Annotated in this window: 16 protein-coding genes; 9 read left to right on the forward strand and 7 right to left on the reverse strand. The window is 58.7% G+C overall.

The window, feature by feature from the left end; translation table 11 throughout:
* Positions 1 to 1224 (forward strand): MFS transporter, encoded by a 1224-nt coding sequence (locus QUV18_RS08505; protein WP_300893295.1) that lies wholly within the window; start codon positions 1 to 3, stop codon positions 1222 to 1224.
* Here QUV18_RS08505 and QUV18_RS08510 read toward each other — a convergent pair.
* From QUV18_RS08510 to QUV18_RS08520, 3 genes are read right to left on the reverse strand one after another with little or no spacing between them, the layout of a single operon-like run.
* Positions 1207 to 1803 (reverse strand): Smr/MutS family protein, encoded by a 597-nt coding sequence (locus QUV18_RS08510; protein ID WP_300893296.1) that lies wholly within the window; start codon positions 1801 to 1803, stop codon positions 1207 to 1209. The two genes, QUV18_RS08505 and QUV18_RS08510, sit on opposite strands and share 18 nt — an antisense overlap.
* Positions 1800 to 2837 carry an MltA domain-containing protein gene (locus QUV18_RS08515; RefSeq protein ID WP_300893297.1) on the reverse strand — a complete coding sequence of 346 codons (1038 nt, stop codon included), beginning with the start codon at positions 2835 to 2837 and terminating at the stop codon, positions 1800 to 1802. The genes QUV18_RS08510 and QUV18_RS08515 overlap by 4 nt, the downstream gene beginning before the upstream one ends.
* Entirely contained in the window at positions 2834 to 3499 is a 666-nt protein-coding gene (locus QUV18_RS08520; protein WP_300893299.1) for a Tim44/TimA family putative adaptor protein, read from the reverse strand. Before QUV18_RS08520 ends, QUV18_RS08515 begins: the two co-directional genes overlap by 4 nt.
* Positions 3500 to 3610: 111 nt before the next feature.
* Between QUV18_RS08520 and QUV18_RS08525 the strand changes: the two genes are divergently transcribed.
* Together QUV18_RS08525 and secB are read left to right on the forward strand one after the other, a co-directional pair.
* Positions 3611 to 4111: an FxsA family protein gene (locus QUV18_RS08525; RefSeq protein ID WP_300893301.1), complete on the forward strand. Its 501-nt coding sequence runs from the start codon at positions 3611 to 3613 to the stop codon at positions 4109 to 4111.
* A 60-nt stretch (positions 4112 to 4171) separates the two neighbouring features.
* Positions 4172 to 4684 (forward strand): protein-export chaperone SecB, encoded by a 513-nt coding sequence (secB, locus tag QUV18_RS08530; protein WP_300893302.1) that lies wholly within the window; start codon positions 4172 to 4174, stop codon positions 4682 to 4684.
* Here the strand turns inward: secB and dnaQ are convergent.
* From dnaQ to QUV18_RS08550, 4 genes are read right to left on the reverse strand one after another with little or no spacing between them, the layout of a single operon-like run.
* Entirely contained in the window at positions 4681 to 5379 is a 699-nt protein-coding gene (gene dnaQ / locus QUV18_RS08535; RefSeq protein WP_300893303.1) for a DNA polymerase III subunit epsilon, read from the reverse strand. The genes secB and dnaQ overlap by 4 nt on opposite strands.
* Positions 5372 to 5965: a dephospho-CoA kinase gene (gene coaE, locus QUV18_RS08540; protein ID WP_300893305.1), complete on the reverse strand. Its 594-nt coding sequence runs from the start codon at positions 5963 to 5965 to the stop codon at positions 5372 to 5374. The genes dnaQ and coaE overlap by 8 nt, the downstream gene beginning before the upstream one ends.
* Positions 5962 to 6795: a shikimate dehydrogenase gene (locus QUV18_RS08545; RefSeq protein ID WP_300893307.1), complete on the reverse strand. Its 834-nt coding sequence runs from the start codon at positions 6793 to 6795 to the stop codon at positions 5962 to 5964. The genes coaE and QUV18_RS08545 overlap by 4 nt, the downstream gene beginning before the upstream one ends.
* Positions 6792 to 7391, reverse strand: coding sequence for a nucleoside triphosphate pyrophosphatase (locus QUV18_RS08550; protein WP_300893308.1), 600 nt, complete (start codon positions 7389 to 7391; stop codon positions 6792 to 6794). Before QUV18_RS08550 ends, QUV18_RS08545 begins: the two co-directional genes overlap by 4 nt.
* A gap of 417 nt (positions 7392 to 7808) precedes the next feature.
* Here QUV18_RS08550 and hemJ point away from each other — a divergent pair, with 417 nt between their 5' ends.
* From hemJ to QUV18_RS08580, 6 genes are all read left to right on the forward strand, one after another.
* The gene (gene hemJ / locus QUV18_RS08555) at positions 7809 to 8249 is read left to right on the forward strand and encodes a protoporphyrinogen oxidase HemJ (protein WP_300893309.1); all 441 of its coding nucleotides are present in this window, start codon (positions 7809 to 7811) and stop codon (positions 8247 to 8249) included.
* Positions 8250 to 8374: 125 nt separating this feature from the next.
* Positions 8375 to 9646, forward strand: a complete 1272-nt coding sequence (gene rho / locus QUV18_RS08560; RefSeq protein WP_300893311.1) for a transcription termination factor Rho — start codon at positions 8375 to 8377, stop codon at positions 9644 to 9646.
* A gap of 25 nt (positions 9647 to 9671) precedes the next feature.
* Complete coding sequence (gene mnmE / locus QUV18_RS08565; RefSeq protein WP_300893313.1) at positions 9672 to 10958, forward strand: tRNA uridine-5-carboxymethylaminomethyl(34) synthesis GTPase MnmE; 1287 nt, start codon at positions 9672 to 9674, stop codon at positions 10956 to 10958.
* A 3-nt stretch (positions 10959 to 10961) separates the two neighbouring features.
* Positions 10962 to 12833 carry a tRNA uridine-5-carboxymethylaminomethyl(34) synthesis enzyme MnmG gene (mnmG, locus tag QUV18_RS08570; protein WP_300893314.1) on the forward strand — a complete coding sequence of 624 codons (1872 nt, stop codon included), beginning with the start codon at positions 10962 to 10964 and terminating at the stop codon, positions 12831 to 12833.
* Positions 12830 to 13441 carry a 16S rRNA (guanine(527)-N(7))-methyltransferase RsmG gene (gene rsmG / locus QUV18_RS08575; RefSeq protein ID WP_300893316.1) on the forward strand — a complete coding sequence of 204 codons (612 nt, stop codon included), beginning with the start codon at positions 12830 to 12832 and terminating at the stop codon, positions 13439 to 13441. Before mnmG ends, rsmG begins: the two co-directional genes overlap by 4 nt.
* On the forward strand, positions 13434 to 14243 hold the full coding sequence (locus QUV18_RS08580; protein ID WP_300893317.1) for an AAA family ATPase: 810 nt from the start codon (positions 13434 to 13436) through the stop codon (positions 14241 to 14243). Before rsmG ends, QUV18_RS08580 begins: the two co-directional genes overlap by 8 nt.
* Positions 14244 to 14250 lie beyond the last annotated feature (7 nt).

Genomic DNA, 14250 nt, shown 5'->3' on the forward strand with positions numbered 1-14250 from the left:
ATGCCCATTCTCGCCTTCCTCCGCGACAATGCCCCGTGGCTGACCGCCGGCGTCCTGCTGACTTTTCTCAGCAGTTTCGGCCAGACCTTCTTCATCTCGATCTTCGCCGGCCACATACGCGAAGCCTTCGACCTCTCCCACGGCCAATGGGGCGGCATCTACACGCTGGGCACCACCGCCTCGGCGCTGGTGATGGTCTGGGCGGGCGGTCTGACCGATCATTTCCGGGTGCGCGTTCTGGCACCGATCATCCTTGTTTTTCTGGGGTTTGCCTGCGTTTCCATGGCCCTGAACCCGGTGTGGTGGGGGCTGATCCTGGTGATCTTCGCGCTGCGCTTCACGGGGCAGGGGATGACCAGTCATATCGCCGTGGTGGCCATGTCCCGCTGGTTCATCGCCAGCCGCGGCAAGGCCCTGTCGGTCGCCACGCTGGGCTTCGCGATGGGCGAGGCGCTGCTGCCGCTGGGCTTCGTGGCACTGATGGCGATCTATGACTGGCGGCTGCTCTGGGGCGGCGCGGCACTCATCGCGATCCTCGGCATACCCCTTGTTTTACTGCTCCTCCGGCAGGAACGCACCCCGCAATCCTGGGCCCAGTCCGACCAGTCCCTCGGCATGGAAGGCCGCCACTGGACCCGCCACCAGACCGTCACCCATTTCCTGTTCTGGTTCATGATCCCGGCGCTTCTCGGTCCCTCCGCCTTCGTCACCGCCTTCTTCTTTCACCAGGTCCATTTCGCCGAGATCAAGGCGGTCGAACATGTTGAACTGGTTGCGATGTTTCCGATCTACACGGTGGTCAGCATCCTTGCCATGATAGCCTCCGGCTGGGGGCTCGACCGGTTCGGCACACCCCGCCTGATCCCCTTCATGCAGATCCCGATGATCGCCGCCTTCCTGGTCTTCGCGATGGCCGAAACGCCCCTGGCCGTGCTGATGGGCTTCCTGTTCATGGGCCTCACCACGGGCTTCAACACCACCCTGCCCAACGCCTTCTGGGCCGAGTTCTACGGCACCGGCCGCCTGGGCTCGATCAAGGCAATGGCGGCGGCCGTCATGGTCTTCGGCTCCGCCATCGGCCCCGGCATCACCGGCCTCGGCATCGACCTCGGCCTGGGACTTGAAACCCAGTATATGCTGGTCGCAGTCTACTTTGTCTTCACGACGATCATGATGATGATCGGCGTCTCCCGCGCCCGTCCCCTGCTAGCGTTTTCGCCGTAAATACACGTAGTAGGCCCCACCCCCGCCATGCCGCGCATGGGCTTCGGAGATTTGCAAGACCATCTGCGAGAGCGGCGGCGACCGCAACCAGTTCGGCACCGCGTGGCGCAGGATGCCAGGTCGCTGCGGGATGGGGCCATCGTCCTCCGACTGCCTGCCTTTCCCGGTGATGACCAGCACCAACCGCCGCTCGCGGGCAAAGGATTTCATGATGAACGACTGCAGCGCCGGCTTCGCCTGGTCCAGCGTCATGCCGTGCAGATCGATCCGGCCCTCCGGCTTGAGCTTGCCACGCTTCAGACGGTCATAGGCCTTACGGTCCATCTGAACCGGCGCCGCGGCGATCTGCTCGGGCAGACCCGGCAGCACGTCGTGGCGCGCCCCCCTGGTCTTGGATTTCTGCCCGATCTCGAAACGCTCTATCGGCTCCTGGCGGGGTTGATCGGGGCTTTTCTTCTCTTCACGAAAAGGTAGCCCCTGCTTGGTTTTAGCGGGTTTGGCCGGATGCATCCGCTCCGTCGTTTTCGCCACCTTGTTCCAGAGCTCAAGCTCGTCCGGCCGAAGCTTCCGGCGGCTCACTGATACGGCTCCGTCGCCGTGGCAAAGGCCCGCTGGATCGGAAGCAGCACCACCATCCGTCCGGGGTCCTTCAACATCCCCGCAGCCTTGCCGGCGGCATCCCCCGTGCCAAAAAAAACGTCCGCCCGCTGCGGCCCCTTGATGGCCGAGCCGGTATCCTGTGCGATCATCAGGCGGTTGAACGGATCGTCCCCCTTCTTCTCGACCCAGACCGGGGCCCCCAGCGGGGTATAAGCCGGATCTACCGCGATGGTGCGTTTCGGGGTAACCGACCGGTTCATCGCCCCAAGCGGACCGTCCTCGGGCGGCACCTGATCGACACGACGGAAAAAGACGTAGGACGGGTTGTGATACAGAAGCTCGCGTCCGGCTTGCGGGTTGCGCTTGACCCAGTTCTTTATGACTTCGGCCGATACCTGGTGCGGTTTGTAAATGCCGCGTCGCACCAGTTCGATCCCGATGGATCGATAGGGGTGGCCATTCGATCCGCCGTATCCCACCCGGATCCGTCGACCATCGGAAAGCCGGATGCGGCCGGAGCCCTGTATCTGAAGAAAAAACAGCTCGACCGGATCGTCCACCCAGGCAATCTCGTAGCCTTTGCCGCGCATGAAATCGCCGGTTTCGATCTCGCGACGGGTCAGCCACGGGTTCGAGACCTTTGCGATCTCCGGTTCCCGGTAAACGGGATAGCGATACTGCGCACTCGGAGACAGGGCGCCATCGAGCTCAGGTTCGAAATACCCGGTGAACATGGCCCGGCTGCCGTTCTCGATCAGCATCGGGCGAAAAAACAGTTCGAAAAACGTTTTGGCGTCCGGTTCCTGCTGGGCAAGCGCGCAGAGCGATCGCCAGTCCGGGTCACGGAGGTCGGGGCAGGTGACGAGGAAAGCCTCGAGCGCCCGGTCATGGGCATCGAAATTCCAGCCTTCCAGGTCATCGAATTCTAAAATCTTGTGCGTCACGTCCTCGGACGCGGCGGTTGCGGCCGCCAGCATCCACACACAAAGCGCGGCCCAGAACCGCCGGATCATTCGCCCGTCGCGACAAGCCGCCAGTTGGGATCACCCGACCCCATGACCCGCTCGAACGTCCAGGTGTCTTTCTGACGTTTGGATTGGCCCGGCTTGCCTTCGATAATCTCGCCGTTCTGGTCCTTCACGACGGAAATCAGTTCGCCGATGAACCTGACCGTCACCTCAGCGCGGTTGGAAGTGTTGTCGAACCGGGCGTCGGCCAGGGTGGTTCCCCGGACGCCCACGAATTCTGCCTCGACGGTAAGCCCTTGTTCTTGGCGGGAATCCACGACCTGTGCGAAGGCCTCGTAGACATCTTCCGCAAGGAAGGGCGCAACCTGGTCGAGGTTGCCGTTTTCGAAGGCCATCAGGATCCATTCATAGGCCCCCCGGGCGCCCTGAAGGAAATCCGTCACCGTGAAGGAGGGCTCGATGCGCTTCATGTCGGCGAGCGCGGCCGCGGCCTCGGAATCTTCCGGCACGTGGTCGGTTATGTCGTGATCAGGCCCGCCTTCGATCACCTCGAACTCCTGACGTCGGTCATTCTTGGCAGGTTCGGGCGCACCGCGGCGCGGCGGACCTTCGAACCCGTCCCGCGTGCCGAGAACGCTTTTCAGGCGCAGGATCAGGAAGATGGCAATGCCTGCCAGCACCAAAAGCTGCAGTAGCGGGGAATTCATAGGCACCTCTTCACATGCGGGGCATGGTAACACATGGTTTGCAAACCTATGTAGGTGACTGATGCAGGCAAGTCCACCGTACAGGGTGGGCCCCGATACGAGGTTTTTTCAATGTGGTTGTTCCTTGCGTTCCTTGCGGTTCCGCTGATCGAGATCGCCCTGTTCATCCAGGTGGGCGGTGCGATCGGGTTGTGGCCAACGCTGGGGATCGTGGTGCTGACGGCCATCATCGGCACGTGGCTGGTGCGCACGCAGGGTGCGATGGCCATGGGGCAACTGCGCTCGTCCTTCTCACGCCTGAACGACCCGACCGAACCCTTGGCGCATGGTGCGATGATCCTTTTTGCCGGGGCGTTGTTGCTCACGCCCGGGTTCTTTACCGATGCGGTCGGTTTTGCATTGCTTATGCCGCCGGTGCGGCACGCCGCGTTCAATTACCTGCGAAAGCGGGTGCATGTGCAAAGGTTCGAAATGGGCCCCGACGGGCCGCGCCGGCAGCCGCCGCATCGGCACCCGCAAGGGCCTGAGGTGATCGAGGGAGAGTACGAAGATCTCGACCGCAGTGACAGCGACCGATCCACGCAAGGATCGTCGGGCTGGACTAGGCATTGAGGCCGGATTGCCTTCCTGCTAAGCCAACTCTCGATTTAAGTTCGCTTATCGGAGAGCTTCATGGCCGAACATGAAAACGGCGGCGCACAGCCGCAACAGCCCCAGCAGCCGCCGCAGGTCAAGATGAACATCGTGACGCAGTTCGTGCGTGACATGTCATTCGAGAACATCCTCGCGCAACAGGGCACTGGCGGCGAAGTGACGCCGGATATCGAGGTTTCTGTGAACCTCGACGCCAAGAAACGGCAAAACCCCGACACTTACGAGGTCGTCACCAAGCTGCGGGTCAGTTCCAAGAACAAGGGCACGGAACAGCACCTGTTCCTGCTGGAGCTAGAGTACGTGGGCGTCTTCCACATCGAGGGTGTGCCGGACGAACAGCTTCATCCGTTCCTGCTGATTGAGTGCCCGCGCATGACCTTCCCGTTCCTGCGCCGGATCGTCAGCGACGTCACGCGCGACGGGGGCTTCCCGCCGTTGAACCTCGAGAACATCGACTGGGTACAGCTTTACCGGAACGAGATTGCCCGCCGGCAATCAGCCTCGGGCCAGCCCGAGACGCCCGACGCCTAACCGGTTTTTTTCCACATCGCGCCGTCGCCCATGTCTTCGACAAAGGCCGCGTGGGCGGCGGCTTCGGCTTCGGTCAGTCGCGGGGGCAGGGCGTTCGGGCGCGGCTGCGGACGCCAGGTTTCCTCGTATTCGGTTCGATCTCCTGCCGTCGGCGACTGTGCCGCCGTAAGGCCGAAGTCGGGTTGCCGCCCGCCGATGAGTTCGAGGTAGACCTCGGCGAGGATCTCGGAATCGAGCAAGGCGCCGTGCAGGGTGCGCGACGAATTGTCTATGCCGAACCGGCGGCAAAGCGCGTCGAGGCTGGCAGGAGAACCCGGAAATTTTCTCCGGGCAATGTCGAGCGTGTCGATCGCCTGTTCCCAGGGGATAGACGGCAGTTTGACCCACCCCAGTTCGGCGTTGATGAACTTCATGTCGAACGCCGCATTGTGAATGACGAGCTTCGCGTCGCCAACGAACGTTACGAAGTCCTGTGCGATCTTCGCGAAGACAGGCTTGTCACGCAGGAAGTCATCGCCCAACCCATGCACCTCGAACGCTTCTTGCGGCATGGATCGTTCAGGATTGATATACTGGTGATACGTGCGGCCGGTCGGCATGTGATTGTAAAGCTCGACCGCTCCGATCTCGACGATGCGGTCGCCTTCGTTCGGATTGAATCCCGTGGTCTCGGTGTCGAGTACGATCTCACGCATGCTTCAGCCTGTTCCTGATTTGCTTCACCACATCCTGAACCTGTTCGCGTGCATGCTCAAGGGAGTCGGTCACGATGACAAAGTCGGACCTGCGGCGTTTTTCCGCATCGGGCAACTGCTTGGCGAGGATGGCTTCGAATTGCGCCTCGGTCATGGTGCCGCGCTCCAATACGCGGGCGCGCTGTACGTCGGGCGGGGCGGTGACACAGACAACGGCATCCATCGCGCCTTCGCCTCCGGTTTCGAAGAGCAGGGGAATATCGAGCACGGCGATATCCGCATGGGCGGTTTCGAGAAAGGTTTCGCGGTCCTGTCCGACCAGCGGATGCACGATGCCCTCGATCCTGGCGAGGGCGCCGGGATCCTTTGCCAGGATATCCTTGAGGCGGGGGCGGGACACCGCACCATCTTCGATCGCGTTCGGGAATGCCTCGGACATGGGCTCGACCGCGATGCCACCCTTGGCATAAAGACGGTGAACGGCGGCATCCGCATCCCACACGGCGCAGCCTTCCTCGGCGAACAACCGGGCCGTGGTCGACTTACCCATGCCGATGGACCCTGTCAGCCCGAGCCGGAAGATCATCGCAGCGCTGCCGCCCGCGTTGCGCTATCGACCTCGGGGCGCACGCCGAACCAGCGCTCGAAGCCAGGCACGGCCTGGTGCAAGAGCATTCCGAGACCGTCAACGATCTGACAGCCGAGATCCTCGGCCTCGGCGAGGAACCTGGTCTTCAGCGGTGCATAGACGAGGTCGGTGACAAGTGCGCCACGCTGGAGACCATCCAGCGGTACACGCAGCGGCGGCTTGCCGATCATTCCCAGCGACGTGGTGTTCACGACCGTTGTGGCGTCTTCGAGCATGTTGCCGGCCTGAACCCAGTCGATAACCTGCAGTCGCTTGCCAAAGTCGGTGCGCAGCGCTTCGGCGCGCACCCTGGTGCGGTTGGAAATGTGGATCTCGGGCACGCCGGCATCGAGCAGGGACGTGACCACCGCCCGCGCCGCACCGCCGGCACCCAGTATGGCTGCGGGACCGGCGGCCGGATCCCAATCCGGGGCATTCTGCCGGATGTTGCTGATGAAGCCATAACCATCTGTGTTGTCGGCATGAATCTTGCCGTCTTGCAGGAATATCAGCGTGTTTGCCGCCCCGATGAGCGTTGCGCGATCGGTTATCTGGTCCGCGATCTCGAGAACTTTTTCCTTGTGCGGAATGGTGATGTTGGCCCCGACGAAGCCCATCTTCGGAAGGGATCGCAACACGGTTTCGAGGTCATCCGTCTTGACATCCATCGGGACATAAAACCCGGGCAGTCCGTTTACCTTGAGCCAGTGATTGTGCAGCTGCGGCGACTTGGAATGGGCCACCGGCGAACCGATCACGGCGGCAAGGGGAATCCTTGAGTCATTCATGTCTCTATTACCCCACGCAATCCCAGAAAAGACAGAAGTTCCAGCAAAGGCAAACCCAGGACGCAGAAATAATCGCCCTGCACCTGAGAAAACAACCTGACACCTTCTTCTTCAAGCTTATATCCTCCAACCGAGTGACGGATGCTCTCCCAGTTGCGTTGCAGATACGCATCCAGGTATTCGTCCGAGAACGCCTTCATGGCCAGACGAACCACCCCGACGTGGCGCCAGACTGGCGCGCCGTCTTCGTAGATCACCGCCGCGGACAAGAGCTGGTGGGTGTCACCACGCAATCGCAATAATTGCGCCCTGGCGTCTTCCGGGCTTTCCGGCTTTCCGAGGATATCACCACGATGCGCCAGCACCTGGTCGCAGCCAAGCACCAATGCATCTCTCTCGCGCATCGCGATCTTTCGCGCTTTCATTTCAGCCAGCGCATCCGCGATGTCCCGTGGCGGTGCGTCATCCGATTGCATTGCATCGCGCAAGGCAACCTCGTCGATGCGGGCGGGCTGTACCTCGAAGTTTATGCCCGCATTGCGGAGCAACTGCTGACGAATGCCGGACGCTGATGCAAGCACGAGTTTCTGGGCCATGTGGATAAACCGAGGATTTCTTCTGGATGCGTTGCGGACTGACCCCGGACATTTCCACGGCGCGTCTGCGCTTGCAAGATTTGCCCTTCGTTCCAACGTGATCTTCAAGCTTTATCAGGTTGTGGGAAAGGATAAGCTGGCTGACTTGGCAACTTACATTTTCAAGAAGAAGATCAGATTTTTATCCACAAGGTAACAAGGCAGTAAAGTAACGATAACATTCTGAAATTAATAGGTAATATTGTTACCTAATCCGCTACGGACATTCTCATCTACAGGTTTCCCCACAGCGCCTTGTTCTGTTCATATTCCTGTTGAGAACCACGTAATCCACAGTTTCTTGGCTTCCTACAAACACATCATCCTTTCTTATATCTATTTTTATTATTAGGAGGGTTGGAAACACCGGAGCGCGCAATGACAGACTTGCTTGCCACAGCCTATCCGTGGATCAAGGCATTTCACATCATGGCCGTGATTTCCTGGATGGCGGGTATCTTCTATCTGCCAAGGCTGTTCGTATACCACGTAGAACAGAAAGGCGGAAACGACCCGGTTTTCGAGATGATGGAAGAAAAACTTCTTCGCGTGATCATGAACCCGGCGATGATCGCCACCTGGGTATTCGGGCTTTGCCTTGTCTTCACGCCCGGTGTGGTGGACTGGGGTTCGGCCTGGCCATGGGTCAAGGCCGGGGGTGTGCTGACGATGACGTGGTTCCATCACTGGCTCGGTCGCAAACGGAAGGATTTTGCGGCAGGAGAGAATACCTTGACCGGCCGACAGTACAGGATCATGAACGAGGTTCCGACACTCCTGATGGTGGTCATCGTTCTTGCCGTGGTCGTGCGTTTCTGACTTTCGTTGACATGAGGGGCACGTCTCCTTATATCCGCGAGCAGGCACCCGTCCGGGATGCTGTTTTTCCATGAATGAAATTGGTTGCCGCGCATGAGATGCGCAGAGCCAAAAGGTGTCTTCCCATGTCCCAAGACCGTTTGAACCTGTCGGATCTGAAAGCTCAGACTGCGGCAGACCTGCTCGCCATGGCAGAGGATCTCGAGATCGAGAATGCCTCGACGATGCGCAAGGGCGAGATGATGTTCCAGATCCTGCGCGAGCGTGCGGATGAAGGCTGGACGGTTTTCGGCGATGGTGTGCTAGAGGTGTTGCAGGACGGGTTCGGCTTCCTCCGCTCGCCGGAAGCAAACTATCTGCCGGGCCCGGATGACATCTACGTGTCGCCCGATACGATCCGCCAGTTCTCACTGCGGACGGGTGATACCGTCGAGGGTGAAATCCGCGCACCTGACGACAACGAGCGTTACTTTGCCCTGACCAATGTCAGTCAGATCAATTTCGAGGATCCCGAGCACGCGCGCCACAAGATCGCGTTCGACAACCTGACGCCGCTTTATCCCGATGAGCGGCTGAAGATGGAGATCGAGGATCCGACGATCAAGGACAAGTCCGCCCGGGTCATCGATCTTGTCGCGCCGATCGGGAAGGGCCAGCGTTCGCTGATCGTGGCGCCGCCGCGGACAGGTAAGACGGTGATCTTGCAGAACATCGCGGCCAGCATCGAACGGAACCATCCGGAATGCTATCTGATCGTTCTTCTGATCGACGAACGGCCGGAAGAGGTGACAGACATGCAGCGTTCAGTCAAAGGCGAAGTGATCTCTTCGACATTCGATGAACCTGCGGCGCGCCATGTTGCCGTGGCCGAGATGGTTATTGAGAAAGCCAAGCGCTTGGTGGAGCATAAGCGAGATGTAGTAATCCTTCTCGACTCGATCACAAGACTTGGTAGAGCTTACAACACTGTCGTGCCGTCTTCCGGCAAGGTTCTGACAGGTGGTGTTGATGCCAATGCGCTGCAACGGCCGAAGCGGTTCTTCGGTGCGGCGCGGAATATCGAGGAAGGCGGTTCGCTGACCATCGTATCGACGGCGCTTATTGAAACCGGCAGCCGTATGGATGAGGTGATCTTCGAAGAGTTCAAAGGCACCGGTAACTCGGAGCTCGTGCTCGACCGTAAGATTGCGGACAAACGCGTGTTCCCGGCGATCGATATCCTCAAGTCGGGTACGAGGAAAGAAGACCTGCTGATCGACAAGGGCGATCTGCAGAAGACCTTCGTTCTTCGCAGGATTCTCAATCCGATGGGCACCACGGATGCGATCGAGTTCTTGTTGAGTAAGCTCAAGCAGACGAAGACAAACTCGGAATTCTTCGATTCAATGAACACCTGACCCGGAGCCTCTTCGGAGCGCGATCATGGACACGATATTCGCTCTTTCAACGGCGCCTGGGAAAGCCGGCGTCGCGATCATCCGCGTGTCAGGGCCGGCAGCACATGAGGCGGTAAACCTGCTGTGTGGCGATGTGCCGCCACCCCGTAAGGCGTCGCTTCGGATTCTGCGAGATCGAACCGGGCACCGGTTGGACGAAGCGCTTGTCCTGACGTTTACGGAAGATCACAGCTTCACTGGGGAGAGCTCGGCAGAGTTTCAAGTACACGGAAGTAAAGCGGTTACGGACGCACTGCTTGTGGAACTTGAACAGCTCGATGGCCTACGGGCAGCGGAGGCGGGCGAGTTTACGCGCCGTGCCCTTGAGAATGGAATGCTCGACTTGGCCCAGGTGGAAGGCCTTGCTGACCTAATCGATGCCGAGACAGAGGCGCAGCGGCGTCAGGCTATGCGAGTGCTGTCTGGCGACCTCGGTCGGAAGGCAGAGGGTTGGCGCGAAAAGCTCATTCGGGCGGCCGCGCTTCTCGAGGCGACGATTGATTTTGCCGATGAAGAGGTACCGGTAGACGTGGGGCCAGAAGTATCGAGCCTCGTGCTGGAAGTGATCGAAGAACTTCGAGCAGAGATCGATGGTGTCGGAATTGCGGAGCGTATTCGAACAGGGTTCGAGGTTGCTATCGTTGGCGCTCCAAATGTCGGGAAGTCGACGTTGCTCAATGCATTGGCTGGCCGTGAGGCTGCAATTACCTCAGAGTATGCGGGTACGACACGCGACGTTATCGAGGTGCGCATGGATCTCGGTGGTTTACCGGTGACGTTGCTCGATACGGCCGGTCTGCGTGAGACGGAGGATGCGGTGGAATCAATTGGCATTCACCGCGCTCGTGACCGAGCGAAGCTTGCGGATTTGCGTGTTTTCCTGGTGGAAGCGGGGAACATTCCTGAAATGACGCCAGAGCCAACGGATATCGTTCTTACTGCAAAGGCCGATTTGAACGGGGCGCCGGTGAATGGAATTTCCGGAAAGACCGGAGTGGGCGTGTCTGAGCTTGTTGGCCGGATTTCCACGTTGCTCGGTGATCGTGCAGCCGGGCACGGAATTGCCACGCGGCATCGCCATAAGGATGCCATGACACGGGGAGTGGCAGCCCTTGAGGTAGCCTTGGGGCTTTTGCCTTACGGAGAAGATTCCGCAGACCTTGCGGCAGAGGAGCTGCGAACCGCTATTCGTGCTCTTGATTCTCTGGTAGGCAGGATCGATATCGAAAACGTTCTGGACGAGATTTTCGCGAGTTTCTGCCTCGGGAAGTAAGGAGTGTTTCACGTGAAACATTTTGAGGTCATCGTAATCGGCGGTGGGCATGCTGGCGCAGAGGCGGCGCACGCGTCCGCCCGGATGGGTGTGCGCACTGCACTGGTTACACTTTCGCGCGAGGGCATTGGAGTCATGTCCTGTAACCCAGCTATTGGCGGGCTGGGGAAAGGTCACCTCGTGCGCGAGATCGATGCGCTCGATGGAGTTATGGGACGAGTGGCTGACCGGGCCGGGATCCAGTTCCGACTGCTTAACAGGCGTAAAGGACCTGCTGTTCAAGGCCCGCGCGCCCAAGCTGACCGAAGAATCTATCGGGAAGAGATGCTGTCGGAGATGGAGGCCCAGCTGAATCTTGAGATCATCGAAGGCGAAGCTGCAGATTTTCTCATGGAGGGGGAAGCGGTTTCAGGCGTGATCCTCGCGGACGGTTCCGGGATTCGGGCGAGCGCGGTTATCCTGACGACAGGAACGTTCTTGCGCGGCGTCATTCATATTGGCGATGTGTCACGTCCAGGCGGGCGGATGGGGGACAAACCGTCAGTCAGGCTTGCCGAACGGATCGACTCGTTCGATTTGAAACTAGGTCGTCTGAAAACTGGTACGCCCCCTCGCCTGGATGGCGCAACGATCAACTGGGATATTCTCGAAGAACAACCCGGTGATGAAGACCCGGTACTCTTTTCATTCCTTTCGCGCGAAGTCCTCGCGAAGCAGGTATCTTGTGGAATAACGCATACCAACGAGATCACACACGAAATCATCCGCGGGAATCTTGACCGATCCGCTATGTATGGGGGGCACATTGACGGTATCGGGCCGCGGTATTGCCCGTCTATTGAAGACAAGGTGGTTCGATTTTCGGACAAATCATCCCATCAGATCTTTCTGGAACCGGAAAGCCTTTCGGACAATGTTATCTATCCGAATGGCATATCCACGTCCCTGCCTGAGGATGTGCAAGAAGACTACGTGCGTTCTATCCGCGGCCTAGAGCAGGCACGCATCCTGCAACCGGGATATGCGATCGAATATGATTACGTCGATCCTAGAGCGCTGGACGCTACGCTTGCAGTGAAATCGGTGCCTGGGCTGTATCTTGCAGGGCAGATTAACGGAACCACGGGTTACGAGGAAGCGGCGGCGCAGGGGCTTGTAGCAGGGTTGAATGCGGCGCTGGCGGTGCGTGAGAAAGAGCCGCTTATCTTCAGTCGATCAGACAGTTACATCGGAGTGATGGTCGATGACCTGACAACCAGGGGGGTGACGGAGCCTTATCGCATGTTCACTTCCCGAGCCGAATTCCGACTTTCCCTTCGGGCTGACAACGCGGATCAACGGCTGACGCCCATCGGGATCTCTGTCGGTTGCGTAAGCTCGAAGCGCAAGAGTGTGTTTGAAGATAAGATGCACCGGGTGGATGCAGCCAAGGTGAAGTTGCAGGAACGGACTTTTACTTCGAAAGAGCTCGACGCCGCGGGAGTCAAAGTGAGCCAGGATGGCTCACGTCGCACCGGTTTCCATTTGTTGTCCTTCCCCGATGTGCAGTTTGACACCCTGTTGAAGCTTGACACATCATTGGGATTTATTGACCGAGAAGTGCGAGAGCAGATCGCGAAAGACGCGCTTTATGCCAATTATATAGAAAGGCAAAGGCGGGACGTGGACATGATGAGGCGAGATGAGGCGCAAATCATACCGTCCGACTTCGATTTTGACGCGATCTCTGGTCTTTCAACTGAACTCAGCTCCAAACTTTCTGCGGCGCGACCTTCAAATCTGGCGCAAGCCAGCCGGATCGATGGGATGACCCCGGCGGCCTTAACCTTGATATTGGCGCGCCTCCGTCAGTACAGGCGCAAAGAAAGCGCATGAGCAACTCTGCCGCGTTGGGTGTTTCACGTGAAACATCGGCCCGTCTAGAGGTCTACGTAGATCTACTCAAGAAATGGAATCCGCGCATCAACCTTGTCGCGAAATCCACGGTAAACGACGTCTGGCGTCGTCACGTTGCCGATTCTGCGCAGTTACATGAACTGGCACCTCATCCAGTCGACCACTGGGCAGACCTCGGGTCTGGCGGAGGTTTTCCCGGCCTTGTCATTGCTATCCTTGCAAAGGAATTCGACTCGCCAAGCAATGTCACACTTGTCGAAAGCGATTCCCGAAAATGCGCCTTCCTCCGCACCGTGGCGCGAGAAACGGATCTGGCTGTTACGGTCGTGAATGACCGGGTGGAGAACCTGCCACACTTGGGGTGTGACGTTGTGACGGCTCGTGCGCTCACGGATCTCTCGACATTGCTGAGCTACGCGCATGCAAATCTTAGGGAGGGAGGCATGGCCCTGTTTCCCAAAGGGGTGACGTGGAAAAAAGAGCTGGCTGAAGCACAACAGAAGTGGAAGTTCGAGCACCACGAGGTTAAAAGTGTGACCGAGGATGGCCCCGTCATTTTGAGGATTACAGGAGTATCCCGTGTCTGATCCGAGCCGGCCCAAGACGCCCAAAATCATTGCCGTAGCCAACCAGAAAGGTGGTGTAGGCAAAACGACCACCACGATCAACCTGGGGGCCGCGCTGGCAGAAACCGGGTGTCGCGTGTTAATCGTTGACCTAGATCCGCAGGGTAATGCTTCCACCGGCCTTGGTATTGAGCCGGACGCTCGGACTTTTACAACATACGACTTGCTGCTGGATGAAGTAGACTTGGAAGACGTCGTACTGGAAACCGGAGAGCAGAATCTTCAGATTATTCCGGCAACAGTCGATCTCAGTTCCGCCGATATCGAACTCATTTCAAATGAAAAGCGCAGTTATCTTCTTCACGATGCCCTGCGTCAACCGGCGATAGACCAGTTCAGCTTCGATTATATCCTGATCGACTGCCCCCCATCCCTGAATCTTCTGACTGTGAATGCGATGGTGGCCGCACATTCGGTCTTGGTGCCACTGCAATCGGAGTTTTTTGCGCTGGAAGGGCTTTCCCAACTGATGCTGACCGTGAGAGAGGTGCGTCAGTCAGCGAATCCGAACCTTCGGATAGAAGGCATCGTTCTGACTATGTATGACATGCGCAACAACCTCTCGGCCCAGGTTGAGGCGGACGCCCGTGAGAATCTTGGCGACCTCGTGTTCAGAACACTCATTCCACGGAATGTTCGCGTAAGCGAAGCACCGTCCTACTCGCTTCCGGTCCTTCGATACGACACAGCGTCCAAGGGGGCGCAAGCATATAGAGAGCTTGCCGCCGAACTGATGAAAAACCATACGCCCGTTGCGGCCTGAAGACCTG

The organism is Roseovarius sp. (assembly GCF_030373445.1).
Classification (GTDB): Bacteria; Pseudomonadota; Alphaproteobacteria; order Rhodobacterales; family Rhodobacteraceae; genus Roseovarius.